Annotated in this window: 21 protein-coding genes; 13 read left to right on the top strand and 8 right to left on the bottom strand. The window is 71.8% G+C overall.

What is annotated here, in order from left to right:
• Positions 1-92 precede the first annotated feature (92 nt).
• A complete protein-coding gene (locus tag HQN59_RS01575; RefSeq protein WP_176065402.1) occupies positions 93-1,136 on the bottom strand; it encodes a rod shape-determining protein in 1,044 nt (347 codons plus the stop codon).
• A gap of 155 nt (positions 1,137-1,291) precedes the next feature.
• Here HQN59_RS01575 and gatC point away from each other — a divergent pair, with 155 nt between their 5' ends.
• The 3 genes from gatC (at position 1,292) to gatB (ending at position 4,681) form a co-directional block, all read left to right on the top strand.
• On the top strand, positions 1,292-1,591 hold the full coding sequence (gene gatC / locus HQN59_RS01570) for an Asp-tRNA(Asn)/Glu-tRNA(Gln) amidotransferase subunit GatC (protein ID WP_176065400.1): 300 nt from the start codon (positions 1,292-1,294) through the stop codon (positions 1,589-1,591).
• A 61-nt stretch (positions 1,592-1,652) separates the two neighbouring features.
• Positions 1,653-3,146 carry an Asp-tRNA(Asn)/Glu-tRNA(Gln) amidotransferase subunit GatA gene (gatA, locus tag HQN59_RS01565; RefSeq protein ID WP_176065398.1) on the top strand — a complete coding sequence of 498 codons (1,494 nt, stop codon included), beginning with the start codon at positions 1,653-1,655 and terminating at the stop codon, positions 3,144-3,146.
• Positions 3,143-4,681 (top strand): Asp-tRNA(Asn)/Glu-tRNA(Gln) amidotransferase subunit GatB, encoded by a 1,539-nt coding sequence (gene gatB / locus HQN59_RS01560; protein ID WP_176065396.1) that lies wholly within the window; start codon positions 3,143-3,145, stop codon positions 4,679-4,681. The genes gatA and gatB overlap by 4 nt, the downstream gene beginning before the upstream one ends.
• 162 nt (positions 4,682-4,843) lie before the next feature.
• Here the strand turns inward: gatB and HQN59_RS01555 are convergent, their stop codons facing one another.
• Together HQN59_RS01555 and pyrE are read right to left on the bottom strand one after the other, a co-directional pair.
• Positions 4,844-5,551: a hypothetical protein gene (locus HQN59_RS01555; protein ID WP_176065380.1), complete on the bottom strand. Its 708-nt coding sequence runs from the start codon at positions 5,549-5,551 to the stop codon at positions 4,844-4,846.
• Position 5,552: 1 nt separating this feature from the next.
• A complete protein-coding gene (pyrE, locus tag HQN59_RS01550; RefSeq protein ID WP_176065378.1) occupies positions 5,553-6,233 on the bottom strand; it encodes an orotate phosphoribosyltransferase in 681 nt (226 codons plus the stop codon).
• Positions 6,234-6,261: 28 nt separating this feature from the next.
• On the opposite strand from pyrE, the gene HQN59_RS01545 reads away from it, so the two are divergent.
• Both HQN59_RS01545 and HQN59_RS01540 read left to right on the top strand, forming a co-directional pair.
• Positions 6,262-7,059 (top strand): exodeoxyribonuclease III, encoded by a 798-nt coding sequence (locus HQN59_RS01545; RefSeq protein ID WP_176065376.1) that lies wholly within the window; start codon positions 6,262-6,264, stop codon positions 7,057-7,059.
• Between the two features lie 127 nt (positions 7,060-7,186).
• Positions 7,187-7,852, top strand: a complete 666-nt coding sequence (locus tag HQN59_RS01540) for an alpha/beta hydrolase (RefSeq protein ID WP_176065374.1) — start codon at positions 7,187-7,189, stop codon at positions 7,850-7,852.
• A gap of 61 nt (positions 7,853-7,913) precedes the next feature.
• Here the strand turns inward: HQN59_RS01540 and HQN59_RS01535 are convergent, their stop codons facing one another.
• Positions 7,914-8,831: a M48 family metallopeptidase gene (locus HQN59_RS01535; RefSeq protein WP_176065372.1), complete on the bottom strand. Its 918-nt coding sequence runs from the start codon at positions 8,829-8,831 to the stop codon at positions 7,914-7,916.
• Positions 8,832-8,998: 167 nt separating this feature from the next.
• Entirely contained in the window at positions 8,999-10,558 is a 1,560-nt protein-coding gene (locus HQN59_RS01530; protein WP_342451089.1) for an AmpG family muropeptide MFS transporter, read from the bottom strand.
• Positions 10,559-10,882: 324 nt separating this feature from the next.
• Between HQN59_RS01530 and HQN59_RS01525 the strand changes: the two genes are divergently transcribed.
• The gene (locus tag HQN59_RS01525) at positions 10,883-11,392 is read left to right on the top strand and encodes a flavin reductase family protein (RefSeq protein ID WP_176065371.1); all 510 of its coding nucleotides are present in this window, start codon (positions 10,883-10,885) and stop codon (positions 11,390-11,392) included.
• Between the two features lie 201 nt (positions 11,393-11,593).
• Entirely contained in the window at positions 11,594-12,415 is an 822-nt protein-coding gene (locus tag HQN59_RS01520; RefSeq protein ID WP_246294625.1) for an aldo/keto reductase, read from the top strand.
• Positions 12,416-12,517: 102 nt separating this feature from the next.
• Here the strand turns inward: HQN59_RS01520 and HQN59_RS01510 are convergent, their stop codons facing one another.
• On the bottom strand, positions 12,518-14,851 hold the full coding sequence (locus HQN59_RS01510; RefSeq protein ID WP_246294624.1) for an acetoacetate--CoA ligase: 2,334 nt from the start codon (positions 14,849-14,851) through the stop codon (positions 12,518-12,520).
• Between the two features lie 4 nt (positions 14,852-14,855).
• Positions 14,856-16,715, bottom strand: coding sequence for an ABC transporter substrate-binding protein (locus tag HQN59_RS01505; RefSeq protein ID WP_176065369.1), 1,860 nt, complete (start codon positions 16,713-16,715; stop codon positions 14,856-14,858).
• 318 nt (positions 16,716-17,033) lie between these two features.
• Between HQN59_RS01505 and HQN59_RS01500 the strand changes: the two genes are divergently transcribed.
• From HQN59_RS01500 to HQN59_RS01475, 6 genes are all read left to right on the top strand, one after another.
• Positions 17,034-17,972 carry an ABC transporter permease gene (locus HQN59_RS01500; protein ID WP_176065367.1) on the top strand — a complete coding sequence of 313 codons (939 nt, stop codon included), beginning with the start codon at positions 17,034-17,036 and terminating at the stop codon, positions 17,970-17,972.
• A gap of 46 nt (positions 17,973-18,018) precedes the next feature.
• Positions 18,019-19,077 carry an ABC transporter permease gene (locus tag HQN59_RS01495; protein ID WP_176065365.1) on the top strand — a complete coding sequence of 353 codons (1,059 nt, stop codon included), beginning with the start codon at positions 18,019-18,021 and terminating at the stop codon, positions 19,075-19,077.
• Positions 19,078-19,084: 7 nt separating this feature from the next.
• Entirely contained in the window at positions 19,085-20,866 is a 1,782-nt protein-coding gene (locus tag HQN59_RS01490; protein WP_176065363.1) for an ABC transporter ATP-binding protein, read from the top strand.
• An 11-nt stretch (positions 20,867-20,877) separates the two neighbouring features.
• A complete protein-coding gene (locus HQN59_RS01485) occupies positions 20,878-22,419 on the top strand; it encodes a cryptochrome/photolyase family protein (protein WP_176065361.1) in 1,542 nt (513 codons plus the stop codon).
• 91 nt (positions 22,420-22,510) lie between these two features.
• Complete coding sequence (locus HQN59_RS01480) at positions 22,511-23,512, top strand: Bug family tripartite tricarboxylate transporter substrate binding protein (RefSeq protein ID WP_176065359.1); 1,002 nt, start codon at positions 22,511-22,513, stop codon at positions 23,510-23,512.
• Positions 23,513-23,729: 217 nt separating this feature from the next.
• Positions 23,730-24,209 (top strand): hypothetical protein, encoded by a 480-nt coding sequence (locus tag HQN59_RS01475; protein ID WP_176065357.1) that lies wholly within the window; start codon positions 23,730-23,732, stop codon positions 24,207-24,209.
• Positions 24,210-24,315: 106 nt separating this feature from the next.
• Here the strand turns inward: HQN59_RS01475 and HQN59_RS01470 are convergent, their stop codons facing one another.
• Positions 24,316-26,214 carry a hypothetical protein gene (locus tag HQN59_RS01470; RefSeq protein WP_176065355.1) on the bottom strand — a complete coding sequence of 633 codons (1,899 nt, stop codon included), beginning with the start codon at positions 26,212-26,214 and terminating at the stop codon, positions 24,316-24,318.
• Between the last annotated feature and the right edge of the window lie 37 nt (positions 26,215-26,251).

Here is a 26,251-nt window from a genome sequence, read left to right as displayed (position 1 = left end):
GGCAAGCAGCATCGCGAGGGATCGCGGATCGGTCGAACCTTGCGGCGCGCCCGTCGAGGGGGGCGCGGTCGGCGCGAGGGTTCCGGTCCGCTTCACTCGGAGGTGAAGATCGCCCCGAGTCGTTCCATCCGCTCGAGCGCCATGCCGCAGCCGCGCACCACGCAGGTCAGCGGGTCTTCGGCGACCAGCACCGGCAGCCCTGTCTCCTCGGCGAGCAGGCGGTCGAGGTCGCGCAGCAGCGCGCCGCCGCCGGTGAGCATCATCCCCCGGTCGGCAATGTCGGCGCCGAGTTCGGGCGGCGTCTGCTCGAGCGCGTTCTTGACGCTCGAGACGATCTGGTTGAGCGGGTCCGTGAGCGCCTCGAGGATCTCGTTCGACGAGATCGTGAAGCTGCGCGGCACGCCTTCCGAGAGGTTGCGGCCCTTGACCTCGATCTCCTTGACCTCGGAACCGGGGAAGGCGCTGCCGATGTTCTTCTTGATCATCTCGGCGGTCGGCTCGCCGATCAGCATGCCGTAGTTGCGCCGGATGTAGTTGATGACCGCCTCGTCGAACTTGTCGCCGCCGACGCGCACCGAGCCCTTGTAGACCATGCCGCCGAGCGAGATGACGCCGACCTCGGTGGTGCCGCCGCCGATGTCGACGACCATCGAGCCGCTCGCTTCCGAGACCGGCAGGCCGGCGCCGATCGCCGCGGCCATCGGCTCCTCGATGAGGTAGACGTCGCTCGCGCCCGCGCCGAGCGCCGACTCGCGAATGGCGCGCCGCTCGACCTGGGTCGACCCGCAGGGCACGCAGATGATGATCCGCGGGCTCGGCCGCAGCACCGAGCGCGGGTGGACCATCTTGATGAACTGCTTGAGCATCTGCTCGGTGACCGTGAAGTCGGCGATCACGCCGTCCTTCATCGGGCGGATCGCCTCGATGTTGCCGGGCACCTTGCCGAGCATCGCCTTGGCTTCGCCGCCGACCGCCTGGATCGTCTTCTTGCCGTTCGGGCCGCCTTCGTGACGGATCGCGACGACCGAGGGCTCGTCGAGGACGATCCCCTTGCCGCGCACGTAGATCAGCGTGTTGGCGGTGCCGAGGTCAATGGCAAGGTCCGTCGAGAAGTAGCGACGAAAAGATCCAAACATGGGCAGGAGTCGAGGAACGTCCAGCGGGAGTCTTCGGGCCGGCAGGCGTGCGGCAGCTGGTGGACGAGCCTGAGGGGGTGCGGGTCAACGAAGGATAATAACCCACCCCTGCAGCATCCGACCCGGGCGCCCGGCCCGTGGTCCTTCGCTTCCCGATGGCCCTGACACCCGACGACGTGCGTCGCATCGCCCAGCTGGCGCGGCTCGACCTCGAGCCTGCCGAGCAGGCGGCCATGCTGACCCAGCTCAACGACTTCTTCGCGGTCGTCGAGCAGATGAGCGCGGTCGACACCAGCGGCGTCGAGCCGCTGTTCACGCCGCTGTCGACAATCGAGGCGCACGGCCTGCGCCTGCGCGACGACGTCGTCACCGAGGCCGACCAGCGCGAGCTCAACCTGCGCAATGCGCCCGCCACCGCCGGGGGCCTCTTCCTGGTGCCGAAGGTGATCGAATGAGCATGCGGGCTCCCGTTCAAGTGACAAGTGCGCCGGGCGTGCGCCAGCCCGGAGCCGCGCGATGAGCGCCGACCTGCACCGGCTCGGTGTCGCCGAGCTCGGCCGCGCGCTCGCGGCCAGGGAAGTCTCGAGCGTCGAGCTGACCAGCCACCTGCTCGGCCGGATCGCGTCGCACGAGCAGCTCGGCGCGCTGCTCGCGGTCGAGCCCGAAGGCGCGCTCGCCGCCGCACGCGACGCCGACGCACGTCGCGCCGACGGCGACGCCGGCCCGCTGGTCGGCGTGCCGATCGCGCACAAGGACATCTTCGTGACGCGCGCGCTGCCGACCACCGCCGGCTCGAAGATGCTCGCGGGCTACCTGAGCCCGTTCGACGCGACGGTCGTCGAGCGCCTCGCCGGCGCCGGCTGCGTCACGCTCGGCAAGCTCAACTGCGACGAGTTCGCGATGGGCTCGGCCAACGAGAACTCGGCCTACGGCGTCGCTCGCAACCCGTGGGACGCGACCCGCGTGCCGGGCGGCTCGTCGGGCGGCTCGGCCGCCGCGGTCGCGGCACGCCTGCTGCCCGCGGCGACCGGCACCGACACGGGCGGCTCGATCCGCCAGCCCGCCAGCTTCACCGGCACCACCGGCATCAAGCCGACCTACGGCGTCTGCTCGCGCTACGGCATGATCGCGTTCGCGTCGAGCCTCGACCAGGCCGGCCCGATCGCGCGCAGCGCCGAGGACTGCGCGCTGCTGCTCGGCGCGATGAGCGGCTTCGACGCGCGCGACTCGACGAGCGCCGAGCGCCCGCCGCAGGACTTCCACGCCCAGATGCTGATGCCGCGCCAGGGCGCAAGCGCGACCCGGCCGCTCGAGGGCCTGCGCGTCGGCATCCCCGCCGAGTTCTTTCCGGCCGCGCTCGCCGGCGACGTCGACGGCGCCGTGCGCGCCGCACTCGCCGAGCTCGAGCGCCTCGGCGCGAGGCTGGTCGACGTCAGCCTGCCGCGCACCGAGCTCTCGATCCCGGTCTACTACATCATCGCGCCCGCCGAGGCGTCGTCGAACCTCAGCCGCTTCGACGGCGTGCGCTACGGGCACCGGGCCGCGCGCTACGAAGGCCTCGACGAGATGTACCGCGCGAGCCGCAGCGAGGGCTTCGGCCCCGAGGTCAAGCGCCGGATCATGATCGGCACCTACGTGCTCTCGCACGGCTACTACGACGCCTACTACCTGCAGGCGCAAAAGCTCCGCCGCATGATCGCCGACGACTTCCAGGCCGCGTTCGCGAGCTGCGACGTGATCGCCGGGCCGGTCGCGCCGTCGGTCGCGTGGAAGCTCGGTTCCAAGAGCGACGACCCCGTCGCCAATTACCTCGCCGACATCTTCACGCTGCCCGCGAGCCTCGCGGGGTTGCCCGCGATGAGCGTGCCGGCCGGCTTCGGCGAGGGCGGCATGCCGGTCGGCCTGCAGCTGATCGGCAACTACTTCCACGAGGGCACGCTGCTGCACGCGGCGCACGCTTTCCAGCAGGCGACCGACTGGCACGCGCGTGCGCCGGGGACCACGCGATGACGCAACCTCCGCTCACCCGCGGCTTCGAAGTCGTCATTGGCATCGAGACGCACACCCAGCTGGCGACCCGCTCGAAGATCTTCAGCGGCGCGTCGACCGCCTTCGGCGCCGCACCGAACTGCCAGGCCTCGGCGGTTGACCTCGCGCTCCCGGGCACGCTGCCGGTGATGAACCGGGCCGCGGTCGAATGCGCGATCCGCTTCGGCCTCGCGATCGGCGCCAAGGTCGCGCCGATGTCGATCTTCGCGCGCAAGAACTACTTCTATCCCGACCTGCCCAAGGGCTATCAGATCAGCCAGTACGAGACCCCGGTCGTGCAGGGCGGCGCGATCGAGTTCCTCGTGGGCGGAGTGCCGCACCGCGTCAACCTGACCCGCGCGCATCTCGAAGAGGACGCCGGCAAGTCGATCCACGGCGAGGCGCTCGGCGCCTTTCTCGCGGGCAGCGACGTCGCGTCGCATGGCGAGCTGACCGGCGTCGACCTCAACCGGGCCGGCACGCCGCTGCTCGAGATCGTGAGCGAGCCCGACATGCGCTCGAGCGTCGAGGCGGCCGAGTACGCCAAGGCACTGCACGCGCTCGTGGTCTGGCTCGGCATCTGCGACGGCAACATGCAGGAGGGCAGCTTCCGCTGCGACGCCAACGTGTCGGTGCGGCGGCCGGGCGCGCCCTACGGCACCCGGCGCGAGATCAAGAACCTCAACAGCTTCCGCTTCCTGCAGCAGGCGATCGACTACGAGGTGCAGTGGCAGATCGACCTCATCGAGGACGGCGGCGAGGTGCGCCAGGCCACGGTGCTGTTCGACCCCGACCGCGGCGAGACCCGCGCGATGCGCAGCAAGGAAGACGCGCACGACTACCGCTACTTTCCCGACCCCGACCTGCCGCCGCTCGTGATCGGCGCCGACTGGGTGGCGCGGGTGCAGGGCGAACTGCCCGAGCTGCCGGCGGCGATGGCGGCGCGCTTCGAGCGCGAGTACCGCCTGCCGGCGCCCGACGCCGCCGCGCTGACGTCGAGCCGCGCGAGCGCGGCGTACTTCGAGTCGGCGCTCGCCGCCCTGCAGGCGCAGCCGACGAGCGCCGCGCCCGACGCGCAGGCGGCGGCCAAGCTGGTCGCAAACTGGATGATGGGCGAGCTCGCCCGGCGCCTCAACGCGGCGGGCTCGAGCATCGACGCCGCGCCGGTCGGCCCCGTGGTGCTCGGCGCGCTGCTCGCGCGGCTGCGCGACCGCGCGATCTCCGCCAACGGCGCCAAGCAGGCGTTCGACGAGCTGTGGGGCGCGCCGCCCGAGGGCGACGCCGCGACGGCGGTCGACGCCATCGTCGCCGCGCGCGGCCTGGCGCAGATGAGCGACACCGGCGAGCTCGAACGCGTCGTCGAGGGTGTGGTCGCCGCCAACCCCAAGCTCGTCGACGAGGTGCGCGGCGGCAAGGAGAAGGCGTTCAACGCCCTCGTCGGCCAGACCATGAAGGCGACGCGCGGCCAGGCCGATCCGGCCCAGGTGAACCAGCTGCTGCGCAAGAAGATCGGCTGAGGTCGTTCCTTGCGGCGTCGGCCGCCACGGGTTCGCGGCGGTCGAACCGCAGTGCCGCCGTTGCCGCCTGCGATGAGGCCGTGGCCCGCCGAGCGCTCCGGCCGAGCATCGACCCGGTCGCCGCTAGGTGCGGCGCGGTGCCGCGTCCCTTGCTGCTGCCTCTTACTTGTACCCGACGCGCGCCGGGACCGGTGCCGGCGCCGGCATGGCGACGCTCGGCGTGCCGACCGAGCCCGCAGGGGCGCCGGCCCACAGCTTCTTCAGGCGCGCCAGCTCGGCGTCGTAGATCGCGTTGATGCGAACCACTTCCTGCTGCTGGTTCTGGACCAGCGCGCGCTGGGCGGCGAGCGCTGCGTCATTGGCGTCGAGCGCCGACTTCAGCTTGCCCGGCAGCGGCTTGCCGACGTAGAACTCGGCCTCGTCGAGCAGCGGCTTGCGCTCGGCGGTGAGCAACGAGACGCGCTGCTCCGACAGCCGAACCGAGTTGCGCACGTCGTCGAGCGCCTTTTCGCGCGCCTTGTTGTGCGCCGCCTCGTTCGGGTAGCGCTGCACGAGGTTGCGGTCGCGCCGGATCGCGTCGTTGCGGGCGGCGCGGGCAGTCGCCTCCTGGCGCTCGCGCTCTTCCTGGTCGGCACGCTCCTCGGCGGTCAGCGTCGGCGGCAGGATGCGCTTGACCGAGCCGTCGGGGTTCAGCACGCGCTGGTCGCGGGCTTGGCACTCGGCGATGGGGCGGTCCGACGTGAGCTTCTTGCCGCTCGCGTCGACGCAGCTGTAGATGCCGGGGTTGCCGGCGGCGTGCGCGCCGAACAGCACGCCGGCGCCGGCCGCGAACAGCGCGATCGTGCGGCCGATCGCCTTCGTCGTCGTCAAGTCACACTCCATAGCGTTCGCGGTAGCGCGCCACCGCCGCTCGGTGGGTGGCGAGCGCCGGATCGGCAGCCGAATCGAGGTAGTCGAGCATGTCGGTCAAGGTGGCGATCGCGATCACGGGGATCGCGTAGGTCCGCTCGAACTCGGTGACCGCCGAGCCTGCCGAGAGCGCATCGTCGGTGCCGCCGCGCTCCATGCGGTCGAGCGCGATCAGCACCGCCACGGGCGTCGCGCCCTCGCGCCGGATCAGATCGACCGATTCGCGCTTGGACGCGCCGTCCGTGATCACATCATCGACGATGACCGTGCGGCCCCGCAACGGTGCGCCGACGACGACGCCGCCCTCTCCGTGATCTTTTGCTTCCTTGCGGTTGTACGCGAACGGAACGTTGCGTCCGAGCCGCGCCAGCTCGACCGCGCTCGCCGCGGCGAGCGTGATGCCCTTGTAGGCCGGCCCGAACAGCATGTCGAAGCCGAGCCCCGAAGCGATGAGGCGGCGCCCGTAGAATTCGCCGAGCCGCTGCAGCTTGGCGCCGTCGTCGAAGAGCGCCGAGTTGAAGAAATACGGCGAGAGGCGCCCCGCCTTGGTGCGGAACTCGCCGAAGCGCAGCACCCCGGCCTCGAGCGAGAACTTCACGAACTCGCGGGCGAGCGTCGGATCGGCTGCTGCTGGGTTGCTCATCGCTCGATCCTCGTCCTCGTCCGCATTCGTGTTCCGCCTCGTCTCGCTCAACCTGAACGGGATTCGTTCGGCTGCCAGCAAGGGGTTCGAGGCGTGGGCCGAAGGCGTGGGCGCCGATTGTATGGGGGTGCAGGAGATCAAGGCCCAGGCCCCGGTCGTCGAGGGCCGCTTCGACACCGTCGCCGGCTTGCAGGGCCATTTCCACTATGCCGAGCGGCCCGGCTACGCCGGCGTGGGCCTCTACAGCCGCCGGAAGCCGAGCGCGATCCGCTGCGGTTTCGGCGACCCCGAATTCGACGCCGAGGGGCGCTGGGTCGAGTGCCGGTTCGACCGCGCGACCCGTCGGGCGATGCCCAAGCTCAGCATCGTGAGCTGCTACTTCCCGAGCGGCTCGAGCGGCGAGCACCGCCAGCAGGCCAAGTTCCGTTTCCTCGAGAAGATGGCGCCCTATATGCACCAGCTGGCGATCGACCGCGAGGTGATCGTCGTCGGCGACATCAACATCGCGCACAAGGAAATCGACCTCAAGAACTGGCGCGGCAACCGCAAGAACAGCGGCTTCCTGCCCGAAGAGCGCGCCTGGATGACGCGCCTCTTCGACGAGCTCGGCTACGTCGACGTGTTCCGCCAGCTCAACCCGCACCCGGAGCAGTACACCTGGTGGAGCAACCGCGGCCAGGCACGGGCCAAGAACGTCGGCTGGCGCCTCGACTATCACCTGGCGACGCCGGGCGTCGCCGCGCTCGCGACCCGCGAGCACATCTACCTCGAGAAGCGCTTCAGCGACCACGCGCCGGTGGTCATCGAGTACGACTTCAACCTCTAGACGGCGGCTCGACCCTGCGCGCCCGGTCCGGTCCACGAGGCAACGCCGCCCCGATCGCCGGCCGTGCGCGCCGGCGCGCACGCCGGTTGCTTTTCGCTTTCGTCCACCTCTTTCCGAGAGAACCGCCATGCCCGTCGACACCGCGATCGAGATCGAGACCGGTCCCAACCCCACCGCCAGCATCATCGTCCTGCACGGGCTCGGCGCCGACGGCAACGATTTCGTGCCGGTCGCCAACGAGCTCGACCTCGACGCCGTCGGGCCGATCCGTTTCGTCTTCCCGCACGCGCCGACGCGGCCCGTGACGATCAACGGGGGCTACGTCATGCGCGCCTGGTACGACATCCTCGCCGCCAACCTCGTGCAGCGCGAGGACGAGGCAGGCCTGCGCGCCTCGCAGGCCCTGGTCGACGCGGTGATCGCCAAGGAGAAGGCGCGCGGCGTTGCGGCCTCACGCATCGTGCTCGCCGGCTTCTCGCAGGGCTGCGCGATGACGCTGATGACGGGCCTGCGCCACGACGAGCGGCTGGCCGGGCTGGTGGGCCTGTCGGGCTATCTGCCGCTGGCCGCGAAGGCCGAGGCCGAGCGCCACACCGCCAACGCCGACGTGCCGATCTTCCTGGCGCACGGCCGCGCCGACCCGGTGATCCCGATCGCTCGCGCGATCGCGTCGCGCGACGCCCTGGTGGCGATGGGCCACCCGGTCGAGTGGCACGACTACGCGATGCCGCACTCGGTGTGCGCCGAGGAGATCGCCGACCTGCAGCGCTGGCTGCTGAAGGTGCTCGGCTGACGCTCGGCGGCTGAACGCGGCGTCGGGCGCGCCGCGCTGCCGAATTGCCGCCTGCGCCGCTTCAGCGCCCGGAGGAGCGCCGCGGCGGCGCCTCGTCGCCCTGCAGCGCGGCATCGAAGCGCCGCGGCGGCTTGGGTGCGCGCTCGTAGAGCGGCATCACCTGCGGCAGCGCGGCCTGGATGCCGCTGATGCGGGTCGGCCCCGACGGGTGCGTGCTCAGGAATTCGAGGTTGCCGCCACGCCGGTTGGCCGCCGCCATCTTGTTCCACAGCGACACGCCGGCGCGCGGGTCGTAGCCGGCGCGCGCGGCGAGCTCGATGCCGACGAGGTCGGCTTCGGTCTCGTCGGCGCGACCGAAGCGCAGCGTGAGCAGCTGGCCGCCGAGCCCCGCGACCATGCGGCCGCCGTTGCCGAGGCCGAAGATCGCCGCGCCGAGCTCGATGGCGCCGCGAGTCGCGGCGGTCTTGCCCATCTGCTCGCGCGCGTGCTCCCGCAGCGCGTGCGCCATCTCGTGACCCATGATGATCGCGACCTCGTCGTCGGTGAGCTTCAACTGCTCGAGGATGCCGAGGAAGAACGCGATCTTGCCGCCGGGCATGCAGAAGGCGTTGATCTGCCGGCTGCCGATCACGTTGACCTCCCAGCGCCATTCGCGGGCGCGCGGGTTCCAGTCTTCGGCGAACGGGATCAGGCGCTGCGCGATCGTGCGCAATCGCACCACCTGCGGATGGTTCGGCGGCGCGACCGCGTGCTTGGACGACGCCTCCTGCAGCATCGCCGCGTACTGCTGGCGCGCCGCGGCCTCGACCTGATCGGCCGAGACGAGCTTCGACATCATCGACGGCGGGCCGACGTCGACGCCTTCGCGGGCGAAGGCGCCGCTGGGCAGCGCGATCAGCAGCGCGGCCGCAAGAGCGCTCGCCCGGCGGCCGAGGCGCCCCGGTGCGACGCGCGAATGGGCGGGTGGTTCGTGAGTCATCGAGGTCGTCGAAGCTGGCGCCTGCAGCCGGCGCGGTCGCCGATCTTGCCATCGCGCTGCGCTGGCGTCGGCGGTGCGGTCGGCCGGGCCCGGCAACGGTGCGAACGCGCCTGACGCCTGCCGACGCAGGCAGCGGCGATGCCGGCGGCTGCCTGCGGCGCGTCGGCTCAGCCCGGCACGGGTACCGCCGCCGGATCGTCCGGGGCGCGCGCGTCGTCCTCGAGCTGGCGCACGGCACGCCGCAACCGCCCCAGCAGCAGCAGCGCGGGCAGCGCCGAGAGCGTCGAGACGACGAAAAACGCAGGCCAGCCGATCGACTGCGCGAGCACGCCGGCGAACGGTCCGACCCAGACCCGGCCGACCGACGCGAACGCGCTGAGCAGCGCGTACTGGGTGGCGCTGTAACGCCGGTTGCACAGGCTCATCAGGAACGCGACGAACGCGGCGGTGCCCATGCCGCTGGTCAGGTTCTCGATCGCGATCACCATGAGCAGGCCGCCGTCCACCGGCGTCGCCCGCGCGAGCGCGACGAAGCCCCAGTCGAACGCCGGGATCGTGAGCCCCGGCAGCACGCCGCGGCCGTTGACCGCGAGCCACCAGAAGCCGAGGTTGCTGAGCATCTGCAGCACGCCGAACAGCATCAGCGCGCGCCAGAGCCCGAGGCGCAGCATCGCCGCCCCGCCGATCAGCGCGCCGGCGATCGTGAGCCAGAGGCCGATCACCTTGTTGACGACACCGACCTCGGCCGTGCTGTACGCCATCGCCTGCAGCAGGAACGGCGTCAGCAGCGAGCCGGCGAACGCGTCGCCGAGCTTGTAGAGCACGATGAAGGCGAGGAACGCCGCCGCGCCGGTCTGCGAGAAGTAGCTGCGCAGGCCGCCGAGCAGCGTCTCGAAGCGCGCGCGGCGCGCCGCCCAGCCGGCGAGCGGCAGCGTGAACGCGATGCCGAGGAACAGCGCGAGCAGGTCGGCCCAGCGCAGCTGCAGCGCCGGCGCGACGCTGGCGCCGGCGAAGAGCGGCGCGATCGCCATCCGTGCGAGCGGCGAGAACACCTGCTCGGTGATCACGACGCCGGCGCCGACCGCCGCCGCGACGGCGACGAAGCCGACCAGGTCGTGGCGCGCGACGCTCGTCGGGCGCGCGGCGACGCGGATGCGCGGCAGCAGCAGCGCCGACACGACCGCGGCGATCGCCATGATCAGCGCCATCGCACGGTAGACGTCGGGCCAGGTCCAGCCGCCGCCCTGCGTCGGGTCGACCCAGATGAACGCGATGCCGCCCGAGACGATCATCGCGAGGCGATATCCGAGCACGTTGAGCGACGAGCCGAGGCCGCGCTCGTCGGCCTCGAGCACGTCGGTGCGGTAGGCGTCGATCACGACGTCCTGCGATGCCGAGAGGAACGCCACCAGTCCGGCGAGCAGCGCGAATGCGGTGAGCGCCGAACCGGGCGAGGTCGCCGCCATCGCGAACAGCGTGGCGGCGAGCGCCAGCTGCGTGACGACAAGCCACGCGCGGCGGCGGCCGAGCCACGGCAGCTCGAAGCGGTCCATCAGCGGCGCCCACAGGAACTTGAACGTGTACGGCAGCCCCACGAGGCTGAGGAAGCCGATCGTCGCGACGTCGATGCGATCGGCGCTGAGCCACGCCTGCATCGCCTGGCCGGTGAGGGCGAGCGGCAGACCCGACGCGAAGCCGAGCAGCAAGACGGCGGCGAGGCGGTGCACGGCGCGCGCGTCGAGGCGGGGCGACGGGCGGCGGGAGACAGGCGGATTCAAGTCGGCGTGGCGGGAAACGGCGGCGGGCGCGGCGCGGGGCGCCGGTCGAGCGCGTATTGCAGCATGGCGGCGCGTTGCGGTTCGCGGGGCGCGGCTCGGCTCGGCTGGCGCCGGTGGCCCCGGGTGGTGCCGGACCGCGCGCCACGCGCGGCTCGACGCATCGCGTTCGCGTCGTGCCGCGGCGCGCTGCCTCGCATCGCCCCGGCCGGCCGGCCGGTGGCGGCGCGCGGCCGCGCCACCGTGTCGGGAGCCCCGTTCCAGCAGAATGACGCGATGCCCGACTCCGCCCAGGCGCTCAGCCCGTCGTTCTCGCTGCCGGATTTCCGCGCCGCGCTCGGCATGTTCGCGACCGGCGTGACGATCGTCACCGCGCGTGACGTGGACGGTTCGCTGATCGGTGTGACGGCGAACTCGTTCAACTCGGTGTCGCTCGACCCGCCGCTGGTGTTGTGGAGCCTGGCGCGCCAGGCGGGCTCGATGCCGACCTTCGCGCGCGGCTCGCACTACGCGATCAACATCCTGGCGGCGCCCCAGCGCGCGCTCGCCGAGCGATTCGCCAGCAAGGGCGCCGATCGCTTTGCGGGCGTCGGCTTTCGCAGCGGCGTCGGCGGCGCCCCGCTGCTCGACGGCGCGGCCGCGGTGTTCGAATGCTTCAACCGCAGCCGCTACGAGGAAGGCGACCACGTGATCTTCGTCGGCGAGGTCGAGCACTGCGAGCGCGACCCCGGCGCGCAGCCGCTGATCTTTCACGGCGGGCGCTACTTCACCGAGCTGCCGCTCTGACCGCGCGGGTGTGGGCTGCGGTTCGACCTGGTCTGCACCGTGCGACGGCATGAACCCGCGGCGCTGCTGCCGCTCGACACCCCTCGCGCGGCAGGCGTCTCGCGCTCGCAGCTGCTCCGTGCCGCCGCCGCCGCGCTGGTCGCGTCCCACCTGCCCGCCGGCGCCGCCGCACCGGCGTCTGCCGCTCAGCCTGGAGGCCGCATGAACACGCGCCCGATCCCGTCGACTCGCGAGGCGCTGCCGGTGATCGGCTGCGGCACCTGGATCGGCTTCGACCACGCGCCGGGAACGCCCGAGTACGCGGGCCTGCCGGGCGTGCTCGACGCCCTGTTCGGCGCCGGCGGCAAGGTCGTCGACAGCTCGCCGATGTACGGCCGCGCCGAGCAGACCACCGGCGAGCTGCTCGCCGCGCACGGTCGGCGCGCCGACGCCTTCGTCGCGACCAAGGTGTGGACCCAGGGCCGCGCCGCCGGCGTGCGTGAGATGGAGACGTCGCTGCGGCTCCTCGGCAGCGATCGCGTCGACCTGATGCAGATCCACAACCTCGTGGACTGGCGCACCCACCTCGCGACGCTGCGCGACTGGAAGGCCGCGGGCCGCGTGCGCTACGTCGGCATCACGCACTACACCGCGTCGGCGTACGACGCGGTCGAGGCGGTGCTCAGGAGCGAGCGCCTCGACTTCGTGCAGATCAACTACTCGCTCGACGATCGCGAGGCCGAACGCCGCATCCTGCCGCTGGCCGCCGAGCGCGGCGTGGCGGTGATCGTCAACATGCCGTTCGGCGGCGGCGGGCTGCTGCGCGGCCTGCTCGGCAAGCCGCTGCCGGCCTGGGCCGCCGAGATCGGCTGCACGAGCTGGGCCCAGGTGCTGCTGAAGTTCGTGCTGAGCCAGCCTGCGGTGACCTGCGCGATCCCCGGCACGCGGCGTCGCGCCCACATGGAAGACAACGCCCGCGCCGGCTTCGGCGAGGTGCCGGCGCCGGCGTTCTGGCGCGACAAGGTCGACGCGATCGCGCGCTGAGGGCGGCGCCGCCGCCGTACGGACCCGACGTCGGCAGCCCGCGTCGGCGTGCGTCCTGCGCGCCGACGGCGCACCAGAGCGCGCGACCGTGCGCTCGTTCCCCTAGCGGTCGGTCGCCTCCCCGGAGCCCGACTTCGCCGCGCGTTCGGCAGCGAACGCGGCGAACCATGCCACGCAGCCCGCGTTCGCCATCGCGTCGAGCTTGAACACCTGGTCGGCCGGCGTTCCCATCAGCAGCTTCTTTACCGGCAGCTCCATCTTCTTGCCGGAGAGGGTGCGCGGGATCGCGTCGACCTGGAAGATCTCGTTCGGCACGTGGCGCGCCGAGAGCGCGCTGCGGATGTTGGCGACGATGCGCTGGCGCAGCGGTGCATCCAGCGTGACGCCCTCGCGCAGCACGACGAACAGCGGCATGTAGCTTTCGCGGCCGAGGTATTCGAGATCGACCACCAGGCTGTCGAGCACCTCGGGCATCGTCTCGACCGCGCGGTACAGCTCGCTCGTGCCCATGCGGATGCCGTGGCGGTTGATCGTGGCGTCGCTGCGGCCGTAGATGATCGCGCCGCCGCGTGGCGTGATGCGGATCCAGTCGCCGTGGCGCCAGACGCCCGGGTACATGTCGAAGTAGCTGTCGTGGTAGCGCGGCCCCTCGGGGCTGCCGAACGCGGGGACGCGTGGCGGCGCGGCGCCGCCCGCTTTTGCGTCGGAGGCGTTCGGCGCCACCGGCTCGAGCCCGTGCGGCGCCTCGCCGCCGGGAGCCGTGCCGAGCAGCGCATCGGCGGGCACCGACGCCGCGACGGCGATCGTCGCGTCGGCAGCGACCGCATCGACGTCGGCCTCGGACGTGCGCACCCAGGCCGACGCCGCGGCGAGCGCCACCGCAGCGGCGGTGCGGTCGCTCTTCGACGCGGGCGGAAAGTCGCCCCACAGGTAGAGCGGCATCGACGGCATCGGCTTCACGCAGACGAGCTCGCCGACCTCGTCGACGAGCGGACGGCCGCGCCCGCTCGCGTCGGGCTCGCTCCACGCCTCGACCGCGGCGCCGAGGCACCGACACTGCATCTCGCCGCGCGCCACCGGCAGCGTCGGCAGCCCGGCGACGAAGGCGCCCGCGAAGTCGGTGCCGCCGGAGATCGCGGTGAGCCAGATCAGCCGCCCGTCGACCCGCGGCAGCGAGCGCTCGACCCAGTCGTAGCACTCGGGCGCGAGCGGCGATCCGGTCGAGCCGACCGCACGCAGCGCCGAGAGGTCGGCGACCTCCATCGGCCGCGCATCGGCCTTGAGGCAGCTCGCGTAGAACGCCGCGCCCGCGCCGAAGAAGGTGACGCTGGTGCGCGCGGCGAAGCGCCAGAGCGTCGTCCAGTCGGGCTGGCCCGCGCGGCCGCCCGGGTTGCCGTCGAAGATGCAGACGGTGGTGCCGCCGAGCAGCGCACCCGCCTGCGAGTTCCACATGATCCAGCCCGTCGAGCTGTACCAGTGGTAGCGGTCGCCGGTCGCGGCCGTTGGCCCGACGTTGTTGTGCAGCCCGCCCTTGAGCGCCTCGAGCATGACGCCGCCATGACCGTGCACGATGGCCTTGGGCAAGCCCGTCGTGCCGCTCGAGTAGACGACCCAGAGCGGGTGGTCGAACGCGAGCCAGCGCGGGGCGAACGTGGCGTCGGGCCGCGCCACCAGCGCGTCGAAGTCGTGCACGCGCCGCGCCGGCACCGCGAGGTCGCCGAAGTCGCTCGCCACGTCGAGGTAGCGCAGCCCGATGACGTCGCGCACGCTCGGCAGCGCCTCGACGATCTGCCGCACCACCGCGCGCCGGTCGTGGCCGACGCCGCCGTAGGTGCTGCCGTCGCAGACGATCAGCACCCGAGGCTCGATCTGCCGGAAGCGGTCGAGCACCGCGACCGGGCCCATGTCGGGCGAGCACACCGACCAGATCGCGCCGACGCTCGCGACCGCGAGGAAGGCGACGATGGTGTGCGGCGTGTTCGGGAGGAACGCGCAGACGCGGTCGCCCGGCGCGACGCCCATCTCGACCAGCGCGGCGGCGAGCGACGCGACGCGCCCGCGCAGCTCGAGCCAGCCGATCTCCTCGACCTCGCCGCGTTCGGCCATCGGCTCGTTCTGGAACACGAGCGCCGGGTGCCCCGCCGCCGCGCTCGCCTCGGCGTGGCTGAACACGTGGCGCGCGTAGTTGACCTGCATGCCCGGAAACCAGCGCGCGCCCGGCATCGTGTCGGCCGCGAGCACGGCACTCGCCGGCGTCGGCGACTCGACGCCGTAGTAGTCGCGGATCGAGCTCCAGAACGCCGCGAGATCGTCGATCGACCAGCGCCAGAGCGCGTCGTAGCCCTCGGGCGTCGACGCGTCGAACGCGAGGCCGCGGTTCTGCTCCAACCAGCGCAGGTAGCGCGCGATCTGCGGCTCGGGCACGGTCGTCGCCATGGCGTCAAGCCTGCAGGGCGCCGCGCCGCGCGGTGTCGATGTCGAGGTACATCCAGTTCTCCAGCCAGAACAACGGGCGCCGGTAGCCGAGCAGCCAGGGCTGCGTCAGGTCGACGTAGATGCGGTGCGAATGGAACTTGTACGGCGCGTAGGCGGCGGCGTACTTGGTGAGCTCGCGGAACAGCTCGATGCGCTCGGGGCTGTCCGGCATCACGTCGGCGCGCGCGTAGAGGTCGTCGACGGCCTTCAGCTTGAAGCGCGCGAAGTTGCCGCTGCCGGCCTGCGGGCCGTGCAGGAACGCGAAGGTGCCGAAGCCGTCGGGCGACGACGCGGAGCTGGCGAGCGACCACATCTGCAGCTTGCCGGCACGCGCGGCCTTCAGGTTCTCGGGCCACTGCTGCACCTTGAGGTTGGTGCGGATGCCGATCGCGGTGAGGTCCTTGCGGCGCAGCTCGTCGAGCTGGCGCTGCAGCTCGTCGCCCTGCGTCGCGATCTGCAGCACGAGCGGCGAGCCGTCGGGGCGCTCGCGCCAGCCGTCGCGGTCGCGGTCGACGTAGCCGTAGACGTCGAGCAGCGCGTTGGCCCGCGCCGGGCTGTAGTCGCCGATCTCGCTCTTGAACGACGGGTCGTAGCCGTAGGTGTTGGGCACCACCATGCCCTGCGCCTGAATGGCCTGACCGTTGCGGATGAGGCGGATCTCGCTCGGGATGTCGAGGCCGAGGCAGATCGCGCGGCGCAGCGCCACCTTCTCCGGCTCGAGCCCGCCGATGACCGGATCCTCCATGTTGAAGTAGGTGAAGCCGATGTCGGAGTTGATCGCCGTGTGCGCGCGGATGCCGCGGCGCTCGAGGTTCGGCGCGAGCTTGGCGTTCGGCACCGCGGCCTTCGCGAGGTCGGGCGGCACCGGGTCGATGAGGTCGAGCTGGCCGTTCAGGAACGCCAGCCAGCGTGGCTGGCTCGGCTCGATGACCGAGAGTTCGACGCGGTCGACCATCGGCAGCCGCCGGCCCTTGAAGCGCCGCAGCAGCGCCTGCCCTTCGGCGTCGTCGGCGGCGGGCTCGGCGTCGTAGGTGCGCTCGCGGTAGGTCGGGTTGCGCTCGAGCACGATCAGCGAGCTGCGCCGCCACTGGCGCAGCACGAAGGGGCCGGTGCCGACCGGGTGCGCCATGATGTCGTCGCGGTAACGCTCGACCACCTCGCGCGCGACCGCGCCGAACAGGTCGCTGCCGGCGAGGCCGTAGAGGAAGCGCGGCCGGGACTTCGAGAGCTTGAAGCGGATCGTGTAGCGGTCGATCGCGCGGGCGCCCTCGACCTCGCGGTCGTAGTCGAACGGCTTCCGGTTCTTCAGCGCCGCCTCGCGCAGCTCCTCGAGGCCGATGTAGCCCTCGTCGGTGAGGCCCTGGTAGACGGGGCTCTTGAGAGCCGGGTCGAAGAAGCGCTTGAAGGTGTAGACGTAGTCGGCGGCAACGAGCTCGCGCCGCTTGCCCCCGAACGCCGGATCTTCGGCGAAGTAGATGCCCGGCCGCACCCTGACCGTCCACACCTTGAAGTCGTCCGACGACTCGGGCATGCCGTCCGCGGTGAGCGGCTTGATCCTGAACGGCCGCGCCAGGTGGTCGTACTGGTAGAGCCCTTCGAAGATGTGCCCGGTGACCATCCGCGAGTAGAGGTCGGTCACCTGTGCCGGGTCGAAGCCGGTCTCGGCGGCGCGCAGGGCCAGGCGCAGGACCTTGGCGCCTGCGGAGGCCGCCTCGGCGCCGGCCGGGTCGGCCGCAACCGCCGCGAGCGCCGGGTCGACGAGGCCGGCGGCGCCGGCACCGGCCAGCGCAAGCCACTCGCGACGGGTGATCGGAGGGCGGCTCATCGGCACGCTCGCCGGGTGCGGGCGCGTGCGCGCACGGCAGCGCCGGCAGGCCCGGTGGCACGGGATGGCGCGACCCCGCCGCGACATGCGCGGGGCGGCTTCGTGGAGAGGTCGGACAACATGAGCATCGAACGATTCGGCACGGCGCAGTGTGTGGTCGCACGCGAAGCCCGTAGCGTGCCATGTTCCGGATGCTCCACCATCGCCGTCGGCATCGGCCCGAACCCTGCATGCGACCCGCCGGCGCACCGGCACAATCGCGCGAACGCCGCGCCGCCGCGGCGCCACGAGCCCGACCGAACGAGGAACCCGCGACCGATGGCGGCCTACCTGCTCCGACGCCTCTGGCAGATCGTCCCGACGCTGATCGGGGTCGTGCTGCTCGTTTTCCTGCTGTTCAAGGGCTTCGGCGGCGACCCGGCCGACATCCTGGCGGGCCAGAACGCGACCGCCGAGCAGGTCGCGGCGATCCGCCAGCAGCTCGGGCTCGACCAGCCGTGGTGGGTGCAGCTGGGGATCAACGTGCGCCAGATCGTCACCTTCGACTGGGGCAAGAGCTGGGCGACCGGCGAGTCGGTCGCCCACATCTTCGCGACGCGCCTGCCGGCCACGCTCACGGTGATGGTGCCGATCCTCATCCTCGACACGCTGGTCGCGCTGCCGATCGCGATGTGGGTGGCGTACCGGCGCGGCTCGCTCGCCGACCGCACGATCATGGTGATCAGCACGGTCGCGCTCGCCATCTCGTTCCTCGTCTACGTGATCGTCGGGCAGTACGTGTTCGCGTTCCAGCTCGGCTGGTTCCCGGTGCAGGGCTGGAGCGACAGCACCTGGAAGAACCTCGTGACCTACGTGCCGTTGCCGCTGCTGCTGGCACTCGTGGTCGGGCTCGCGCCGCAGACGCGCCTCTATCGCACGTTCTTCCTCGACGAGCTCGGCCAGGACTACGTGCGCACCGCGCGCGCCAAAGGTCTGACCGAACGCACGGTGCTGTTCCGCCACGTGCTGCGCAACGCGCTGATCCCGATCCTCACCAACGTCGGCATGGCGCTGCCGGGCATCTTCGTCGGCTCGTTCCTGATCGAGACCTTCTTCTCGATTCCCGGGCTCGGCCGCGAGGTGATCCTGGCGGTGAACCGCAGCGACTATCCGGTGCTGCAGGCGCTGACCATCTACCTCGCGATGCTGACCATGCTGATCAACCTCGCGGTCGACGTGCTCTACAAGTGGGTCGATCCGCGGGTGGTGCTGCGATGAGCGCGCGGGCAGCGCGCTCGGCCGGGACGCCGCCGGAGCGCCAACGATGAGCGCCGTCCTCGAGTCGCTCGGCGCCGAAGTCGAAGGCACCCGCACCCGCGAGGAAGGCGTTTGGCGCTCGGCGTGGCGGCGCTTCCGCAGCGACCGCGTTGGCCTCGCCTCGCTGGTCGCGGTCGCGCTGTTCGTGGGCCTGATCGTGCTCACCGCGCTCGGCTTTCTCGCCGCCGACTGGCAGAAGGAGATCGCGGTGCCGGGCGCGCCGCCGACCTTCCTGGGACCGCCGCCGAAGGTCGACGCCGTCGCCGCCGCGGTGCCGCCCGGACCCAACATCGACATCGCCGACGTCGACCCGCTGGCGCCGAGGTACGCCGAGTGGGCGCGCCGTGCCGAGACCTACAAGACGGTCGACGCGCCCAAACGCGAGACCCTGCCGTTCGGCGGCGACCGCCTCGGCCGCGACGTGCTCGCCAAGGCGCTGCGCGGCAGCCAGACCTCGGTGTTCGTCGGCCTGGTCGCCGCGCTCGTCGCGACGCTGATCGGCACCGTGCTCGGCGCGCTCGGCGGCTTCTTCGGCGGCAAGATCGGCGACTTCCTCGAGTGGCTCTACAGCGTCTTCACGTCGGTCCCCGACATCCTCCTGCTCCTCTGCTTCGCCGCGGTGCTCGGGCGCGGCATCGGCAGCGTCGCCATCATCCTGGCGCTGGTCGGCTGGACCGGCCTCTACCGCCAGGTGCGCGCCGAGTTCCTCAAGCACGTGCAGCGCGAGTACGTGCGCGCGGCCGACGCGATCGGCGCGTCGACCGCGTCGCGCATGTTCCGTCACATCCTGCCGAACGTGAGCCACGTGATCCTGGTGCGGATGTCGCTGCTCGTCGTCGGCTTCATCAAGTTCGAGGTGATCCTGTCGTACCTCGGGCTCGGCGTCGGCATCGACGACGTGTCGTGGGGCACCATGCTCGCCGAGGCGCAGAGCGAGCTGATCCTCGGCCACTGGTGGCAGCTCGTCGCGGCGACGCTCTTCATGGCGGTGTTCGTCACCGCGTTCTCGCTGATGACCGACGCGCTGCGCGACGCGCTCGATCCCAAGCTGCGCGGACTGGAGTGAGGACGCCATGCTGCTGAGCATTCGCGACCTGCGGGTCGCGTTCCGCTTGGGAACCGAGCGCGGCGCGGCGCGGCGCGTCGAGGCGGTCGGCCGCGGCCCGGTCGGCGTCAGCTTCGACATCCCGGAGAACAGCACCGTCGCGCTGGTCGGCGAGTCGGGCTCCGGGAAGAGCGTGACCGCGATGTCGATCGTCAACCTGCTGCCGCCGAACGCCGAGCGCAGCGGGTCGGTGACGTTCGCCGGCCGCGACCTCATGGCGGCGTCGACCGCCGAGCTGCAGCAGCTGCGTGGCCGCGAGATCGCGTGCGTGTTCCAGGAGCCGATGACGTCGCTGAACCCGGTGCTGACGGTCGGCGAGCAGCTCGTCGAGCCGCTGGTGCGGCACCTCGGCCTGCGCGGGCGAGCGGCGCGCACCCGTGCCGAGGAGCTGCTCGCGGAAGTGGGCATGCCGGAGCCGCGGCGGCGCCTCGGCGCGTACCCACACGAGCTGTCGGGCGGCCAGCAGCAGCGCGTGATGATCGCGATGGCGCTCGCCTGCGAGCCCAAGCTGCTGATCGCCGACGAGCCGACCACCGCGCTCGACGTCACGATCCAGCGCCAGATCATGGAGCTGCTCGCCGGCCTCAAGGCGCGCCACCGCATGAGCATGCTGTTCATCAGCCACGATCTCGGCGTGGTCGGCGAAGTGGCCGACCAGGTGGTCGTGATACGCCAGGGCACGGTGCGCGAGCAGGGGCCGGTCGCCGACATCTTCGGGCGCCCGCAGGACCCGTACACGCGCGCGCTGCTCGCCTGCCGGCCGACGCTCGAGACCCGCACGCGGCGCCTGCGCGTGGTCGACGACCACATCGCCGGTGAACGTGCCGCGGCGGCAGGCGCGACGCACGACCCGGGTCGGCGCAGCGCGCCGGGCGCGGCGCACGATGCCGCCGCGGCGTCGGCCACCGGCGCGACGGGCCGCGGCGAATCGCCCGTCATCCTTTCGGTGCGCGATCTCGGCAAGACCTTCTGGATCCGCAGGGGCCTGTTCGGACGCACGCCGTTCCACGCGGTGCGCGCCGCGAGCTTCGAGCTGCGGCGCGGTCGCACCGTCGGCATCGTCGGCGAATCGGGCTCCGGCAAGACGACGCTCGGCCTGACGCTGCTGCGCCTGCACGACGCGAGCGGCGGCCCCGTGAGCGGGCAGGCCATCTTCGACGGCCTGGACCTGCTGACGACGTCACGCCGCGCGCTGCTGCCGATGCGGCGGCGCCTGCAGGTGGTGTTCCAGAACCCGTACGCGTCGCTGAACCCGCGCTTCACCGTGGGCGAGACGCTGATCGAGCCGCTCGCGATTCACGGCCTCGGCGCGAGCCACGCCGAGCGCGAAACGCGCGCCCGCGTCTGGCTCGCCAAGGTCGGCCTCGATGCCGGCGCGATGCACAAGTACCCGCACGAGTTCTCGGGCGGGCAGCGCCAGCGGATTGCGATCGCGCGCTGCCTGACGCTCGACCCGGAGGTGCTGGTGCTCGACGAGGCGGTGAGCGCGCTCGACGTCTCGGTGCAGGCGCAGGTGCTGAACCTCCTCAAGGACCTGCAGGACGAGCTCGGCCTCGCCTACATCTTCATCAGCCACGACCTCGCGGTGGTGCGCTTCATGGCCGACGAGGTGCTGGTGATGAAGGACGGCGCGATCGTCGAGCACGCGAGCGCCGACGCCATCCTCGAGCGCCCGCAGCAGGAGTACACGCGGCGCCTGATCGGCGCGATTCCGCGCGGCTACGTCGGTACGCTGGCCTCCGCGGCCTGACGCCGCTCGCGATGCGCCACCTGGTGCTCGTTCTCGGCGATCAGCTCGATCGGGCGAGCGCTGCCTTCGACGGCTTCGACGCGTCCGTCGATGCGGTGTGGATGAGCGAGACGCCGCACGAGACCACGCACGTGCGCTGCCATCGCCTGCGCATCGCGTTCTTCCTCGCCGCGATGCGGCACTTCCGCGACGACCTGCGCGCGAGCGGCATCGAGGTGCGCTACGCCGAGCTCGCGGCGGACCCGGCCGACGACCGCACCCGCACCTTCGCCGAACGACTCGGGCTCGACGTCGCCGACCTGCGCCCGGAGCGCCTCGTCGTCGTCGAGCCGGGCGACTGGCGCGTCGAGAACGAGCTCTCGACCGCCGCGGCGGCGCTGGGGGTGCCGCTCGAGATTCGCGTCGACCGCAGCTTTCTGTGCTCGCGCACCGAGTTCGCCGCCTACGCCGACGCGCACCCGGGCCAGCCGATGGAGACGTTCTACCGCTGGATGCGGCGCCGTCACGGCATCCTGGTCGATGCCGACGGCAACCCGGCGGGCGGGCGCTGGAACTTCGACACCGACAACCGGCATGCGTTCGGCCGTGCCGGCCCGGGCTTCGTCGTCGCGCCGCCGGTGTTCGAGCCGGACGCGATCACGCGCGAAGTGATCGACCTGGTCGCGGCGCGCTTCAGCGGTCACCCGGGCTCGCTCGACGGCTTCGACCTGCCGGTGACGCGCGACCACGCGCTCGCGCTGCTCGCCGACTTCGTCGCGCACCGCCTCGCCGACTTCGGCTTCCACCAGGACGCGATGTGGACCGGCGAGCCGGTGCTCGCGCATTCGCGTCTGTCGGTCGCGCTCAACCTCAAGCTGATCGGCGCGCGCGAGGTCATCGACGCGGTGCTCGCCGCGGCCGACGCCGACGCCTTGCCGCTCAACAGCGTCGAGGGCTTCGTGCGCCAGGTGCTCGGCTGGCGCGAGTACGTGCACGGCGTCTACTGGCGCCACATGCCCGGCTACGCGACCCGCAACGCGCTCGAGGCGAGCGCGCCGCTGCCGGCGTTCTACTGGACCGGCGAGACCGAGATGCGGTGCCTGGCCGAATGCACGCGCCAGCTGCTGGGCCACGCGTACGCGCATCACATCCAGCGGCTGATGGTGTTCGGCAACTACGCGCTGCTCGCCGGCGTCGACCCGCTCGCGTTCAGCGACTGGCACCTCGCGATGTTCGTCGACGCGGTGGACTGGGTCTCGCTCCCCAACGCGTTCGGCATGAGCCAGCACGCCGACGGCGGCATCGTCGGCACCAAGCCGTACATCGCGAGCGGCCGCTACATCGACCGCATGAGCGACTACTGCCGCGGCTGCCGCTTCGACCCCAAGCAAGCGAGCGGCGACGACGCGTGCCCGTTCACGACGCTGTACTGGGACTTCCTCGATCGCCACCGCGAGCGCCTCGCCGGCAACCCGCGCATGCAGCACGCGCTCGAGAACCTCGACGCGCGGCCGGCCGGCGAGCGCGCGGCGATCCGGGCGCGCGCCCGCGTCTGGCTCGAGCGCGCGTCGTGAGCCGCGCCGCCGCGATTGCGGGCAACCCCTCTCGGAAGCCGGCGCACGCGTCGGGCAGACTGCCGGGATCGCCAGCTTCTCCGGATCCGCCATGCGCCTGCCGTCACGCCGCCACCTCCTGATCGCCTGCGCCGCCGCCGCGGCGGCGTCGCCCGCCAGCCTGCTTGCGCAGCCGGCGGCGTGGCCGACCAAGCCGGTGCGCATCGTCGTTCCGTTCGCGCCCGGCGGCACCACCGACATCCTGGCGCGCGCGCTCGCCCCCGAGCTCGGCAAGGCGTTCGGACAGACCTTCATCATCGAGAACAAGCCGGGCGCGGGCGGCAACGTCGGCGCCGACCAGGTCGCCAAGTCGGCGCCCGACGGCTACACGCTGCTGATGGGCACCGTCGGCACGCACGCGATCAACGCCGCGCTCTACCCGAAGATGCCGTTCGACCACGTGAAGGACTTCGTGCCGATCACGCTGGTCGCGGGTGTGCCGAACGTGCTGGTCATGAACCCGGCCAAGGCCGAGCAGTACGGGATCAAGAACGTCGCCGACTTCATCCGCTACGCGAAGGCGCATCCCGGCAAGCTCAACATGGCCTCGAGCGGCAACGGCACCTCGATCCATCTCTCGGGCGAGCTGTTCAAGACGATGACCGGCACCTACATGCTGCACTTCCCGTACAAGGGCTCGGGGCCGGCGCTGCTCGACCTGATCGGCGGCACGATGGACCTGATGTTCGACAACCTGCCGTCGGCGATGCCGCAGATCAAGGCCGGCAAGCTCACGGCGCTTGCGGTGACGAGCGCACAGCGCAGCCCGGCGCTGCCCGACGTGCCGACGATCGCGGAGGCCGGTCCGGTGAAGGGCTTCGAGGCGACCTCGTGGTTCGGCCTGCTCGCGCCGGCCGGCACGTCGCCCGAGATCGTCGCCCGCATCCAGCAGGAAACCGCCAAGGCGCTGACCGCGCCGGCGCTCAAGGAGCGCCTCGAGTCGCAGGGCGCGGTACCGAGCGGCATGTCGTCCGCCGAGTTCGCGCGCTTCATCGCCGCCGAGACCGCGAAATGGAGCCGCGTCGTCAAGGTCTCGGGCGCGAAGGTCGACTGAGGGAGCGGGGCCCGACGCACCTGCCGGCCCTGGTCGGAGGCGGCCCGTCCGCGCGTACGACCCTGCGCGTCCCGCTGCAGCCGCGCGCCGGGCCGCAACGCGCGTTCGACGATGATGTGCGGCTCACGAGGAGAGCGCGTTGGACACGCAGGAAACCAAGGAACATTCGGGCAGGCGCCGGCGCCACTCGCGGCGCCGCCACCATCATCGACATCGCATGACCAGCGCCGAGCGCTGGGTGCGGCGCGCCATGCTCGTGTTCGGAATGGTGGGCGTGCTGGTCATCGGACGCGAGCTGTGGCGCTTTCACGCCGGCCCCGAGACGCTCGACGATGCGGCACCGGTCGATGCGGTCGGCGCCGAGCCGCTGATCCGCCCCGAGATGCGCAGCGATCCCCGCGCATCGGCCCATCCGATCCGTCTCGATCCCACGATGCCGGCTGATCCGGTGCGGCCGATCACGTTGGGCGCCGTCGACGGCGCGGTCGAACGCTGCGTCATCGATGGGAACGTGGTCTACGTGTCGCCGGCCGAATGCCGCGGCGGCGTCTCGGCGCGACAACCCGCGACGGCCACGATGCAGCCGCAGAGCGCCGCCGACGGCCTCCTGCCGAACCAGCAGGAGGCGCTGCGCAGCCTCGACGCGGCCGCCAAGGCGCCGCCCGCGACCCCGGCACCGGCGCGCGCCGAACGCTGACTCGGCCGAGACGCAAAAAAGCCGCGGGCCCTGCAGCCCGCGGCTTCGTTCGCTCGGCTCGCTCGCCCGCCACCGAAGCGGCGGGCTCGCGATCAGGCCCTGCTGCTTACAGCGGCACCGCGCAACGCGCCGTCGCGTCGGTCGGGCGCGTGATCGGCGTGTAGGTCACGAAGTTGCCGGTACCCGGCGTGCCGACGTTCAGGCGACGCTGCGCGTAGCCCGCGCTCGCCGCGGTGCTGGTGCCGACGACGAACTGCTTCAGCTTGCCGTCGGTCGGGGCGACCGTCGCGAAGTCGACCACCGCGCCGGCCGTCGGGCAGGCATTGGTGACGACGCTGCCGGTCGGCGCCTGCAGGAAGGTCAGCACGTCGTTCACGCCGCGCACGTAGACGTACTGCGTGCGGTTGGTGCCGGCCACGCTGACGGTGCGGCTGAAGTAGCGGCCGGACCACAGACGCGAGCGGGTCGCCTCCGAGAAGCCGGTCACCGCTTGCGCGCCGGCGGTGGTGCCGAGCTTGACCATGCGCAGGTCGGTCGCCGACAGCGAGCCGTCCGCCTGGATCGACGCGACGCCCGGGTTGCCGGGGATCGCCAGGCTGCCGTTGAACGTGACGTCGGTCGGCGTGAGCAGCGCGAAGTCGATGACGTTCGGGTTCAGGTTCGGCGGGTCGCCCGGGGTGCCGGTGTTGCTCGGGTTGCCGCGCGCCCAGCGGCCCTGCCGGATGCCCGCGCTGCGCGCCGTCTCGAAGAAGCTGGCGGTGCCGGTCTGCGGGTCGTTCTCGTAATAGAACGTGCCGTGCGTGTACGTGCCGTCGGCGAACAGCACGAGGTACTCCGGACGCTCCATGCCGTTGGTACGGACGTAGCCGCCGACGGCGCTGTCGGTGCCGGTGACGCGGGTCAGCGACGAGCCGTCGAAGGTCATCGCGTTGCCGCTGATCGTCGCCGTATGGTTGCCGGCGGTCGGGCCCGACGCGTTGGCGGCTTCGATCAGCGAGATCGCGAGCACGCTGCCGTTCAGGGTATAGCGGCCATAGCGGTAGCCGAAGCCCGCATCGAACGCGGTGTTGGTCGTCGGCTGGCCGGTCTTGATGACCTGGTGCACGAACGTGCCGTCACCCGCGAAGATGAACAGCTCGCGCATTTCGCTGGTGCCGCTGCCGGTCGTCTTGACCCACGCCCCTTCGATCGGCGCCGCGGCGGTCTTCGCCTTGGCGGTCTTGACTGCGTCGATGGTCGCCTGGGTCGGAACGAGGCTGTCCTTGACGGCGGCGTAGAGCGTGTCGAAGTTCGTGCCGGTCAGCTCGGCGGTGCCGACCTGGCCGAGAACCTGCTGCATCGAGCCGGTCGCGACGAGGCCGAGCGCGCCGAACGCGTCCTTGCCGGTCAGGCCCGAGATCGCCATCGTGTCCTGGAAGGCACGGGTGAGGATCTGCGCGCCGTTCAGCATGCGGGCGCGCTGGTTCGTGAAGGCGGTATCGGCCGCGTTCGGGCGATAGTCGGAATAGGCGTTGAGGCCACCGACGTCACCGGCGGTACCGACCATCTTGTCCAGCAGGTCGATTTCGGCCTGGGCCAGGTTCGGGGCACGGCCTGCGTCCACCGCGGACAGCACGAGCGTGGTGTACGGCGTGACGAGCGCGCCCTTGCCGGCCGGAGCGCCGAGCATGTAGGTGCGGGCCGTGCCGGCGGCCGGAACGACCGCGAGCACCGCCTTCGACGAGACGTCGGTGTCGTTGCCCGTCAGCGTGTACTTGCCGTCGGCCGCGCTGGTGGCAGTCGGCTCGGTGGTGTCGCAGGCGCGGTTGTCGTTGACGTCGAGGCACACGCGCGCGCCGCTCACCGGCGCGCTGGCCAGCACGACGCCGCTCAGGCTGGCGGTCGCCGGCGGATTGACGGGCGGCGCGTTGTCGTCGTCGTCGTCGCCGTTCCCGCCGCAGCCATAGAGCGCGAGAAGGGCAGCGGCCGCGGCGATCGGAAGCATCCGGTGCGGAAGAAAATTCATGAAGAGATCCTTTCGGGCTCGCCCGCACCCGGAGGGC

The organism is Rhizobacter koreensis, from assembly GCF_013366375.1.
GTDB lineage: Bacteria > Pseudomonadota > Gammaproteobacteria > Burkholderiales > Burkholderiaceae_C > Schlegelella_A > Schlegelella_A koreensis.
Note: the sequence above shows the minus strand (reverse complement) of the source record. Positions and strands in the feature narration are given on the sequence as shown.

Bases quoted from the DNA above. Each gene is read 5' to 3' on its own strand.
- HQN59_RS01520 (WP_246294625.1), top strand. From the start codon at position 11,594: ATGAACACGCGCCCGATCCCGTCGACTCGCGAGGCGCTGCCGGTGATC.
- HQN59_RS01575 (WP_176065402.1), bottom strand. From the start codon at position 1,136: ATGTTTGGATCTTTTCGTCGCTACTTCTCGACGGACCTTGCCATTGAC.
- HQN59_RS01505 (WP_176065369.1), bottom strand. From the start codon at position 16,715: ATGAGCCGCCCTCCGATCACCCGTCGCGAGTGGCTTGCGCTGGCCGGT.
- HQN59_RS01500 (WP_176065367.1), top strand. From the start codon at position 17,034: ATGGCGGCCTACCTGCTCCGACGCCTCTGGCAGATCGTCCCGACGCTG.
- HQN59_RS01525 (WP_176065371.1), top strand. From the start codon at position 10,883: ATGCCCGACTCCGCCCAGGCGCTCAGCCCGTCGTTCTCGCTGCCGGAT.
- gatA (WP_176065398.1), top strand. From the start codon at position 1,653: ATGAGCGCCGACCTGCACCGGCTCGGTGTCGCCGAGCTCGGCCGCGCG.
- pyrE (WP_176065378.1), bottom strand. From the start codon at position 6,233: ATGAGCAACCCAGCAGCAGCCGATCCGACGCTCGCCCGCGAGTTCGTG.
- HQN59_RS01485 (WP_176065361.1), top strand. From the start codon at position 20,878: ATGCGCCACCTGGTGCTCGTTCTCGGCGATCAGCTCGATCGGGCGAGC.
- HQN59_RS01470 (WP_176065355.1), bottom strand. From the start codon at position 26,214: ATGAATTTTCTTCCGCACCGGATGCTTCCGATCGCCGCGGCCGCTGCC.
- HQN59_RS01475 (WP_176065357.1), top strand. From the start codon at position 23,730: ATGACCAGCGCCGAGCGCTGGGTGCGGCGCGCCATGCTCGTGTTCGGA.
- HQN59_RS01535 (WP_176065372.1), bottom strand. From the start codon at position 8,831: ATGACTCACGAACCACCCGCCCATTCGCGCGTCGCACCGGGGCGCCTC.
- HQN59_RS01540 (WP_176065374.1), top strand. From the start codon at position 7,187: ATGCCCGTCGACACCGCGATCGAGATCGAGACCGGTCCCAACCCCACC.
- HQN59_RS01510 (WP_246294624.1), bottom strand. From the start codon at position 14,851: ATGGCGACGACCGTGCCCGAGCCGCAGATCGCGCGCTACCTGCGCTGG.
- HQN59_RS01480 (WP_176065359.1), top strand. From the start codon at position 22,511: ATGCGCCTGCCGTCACGCCGCCACCTCCTGATCGCCTGCGCCGCCGCC.
- HQN59_RS01490 (WP_176065363.1), top strand. From the start codon at position 19,085: ATGCTGCTGAGCATTCGCGACCTGCGGGTCGCGTTCCGCTTGGGAACC.
- HQN59_RS01495 (WP_176065365.1), top strand. From the start codon at position 18,019: ATGAGCGCCGTCCTCGAGTCGCTCGGCGCCGAAGTCGAAGGCACCCGC.
- gatC (WP_176065400.1), top strand. From the start codon at position 1,292: ATGGCCCTGACACCCGACGACGTGCGTCGCATCGCCCAGCTGGCGCGG.
- gatB (WP_176065396.1), top strand. From the start codon at position 3,143: ATGACGCAACCTCCGCTCACCCGCGGCTTCGAAGTCGTCATTGGCATC.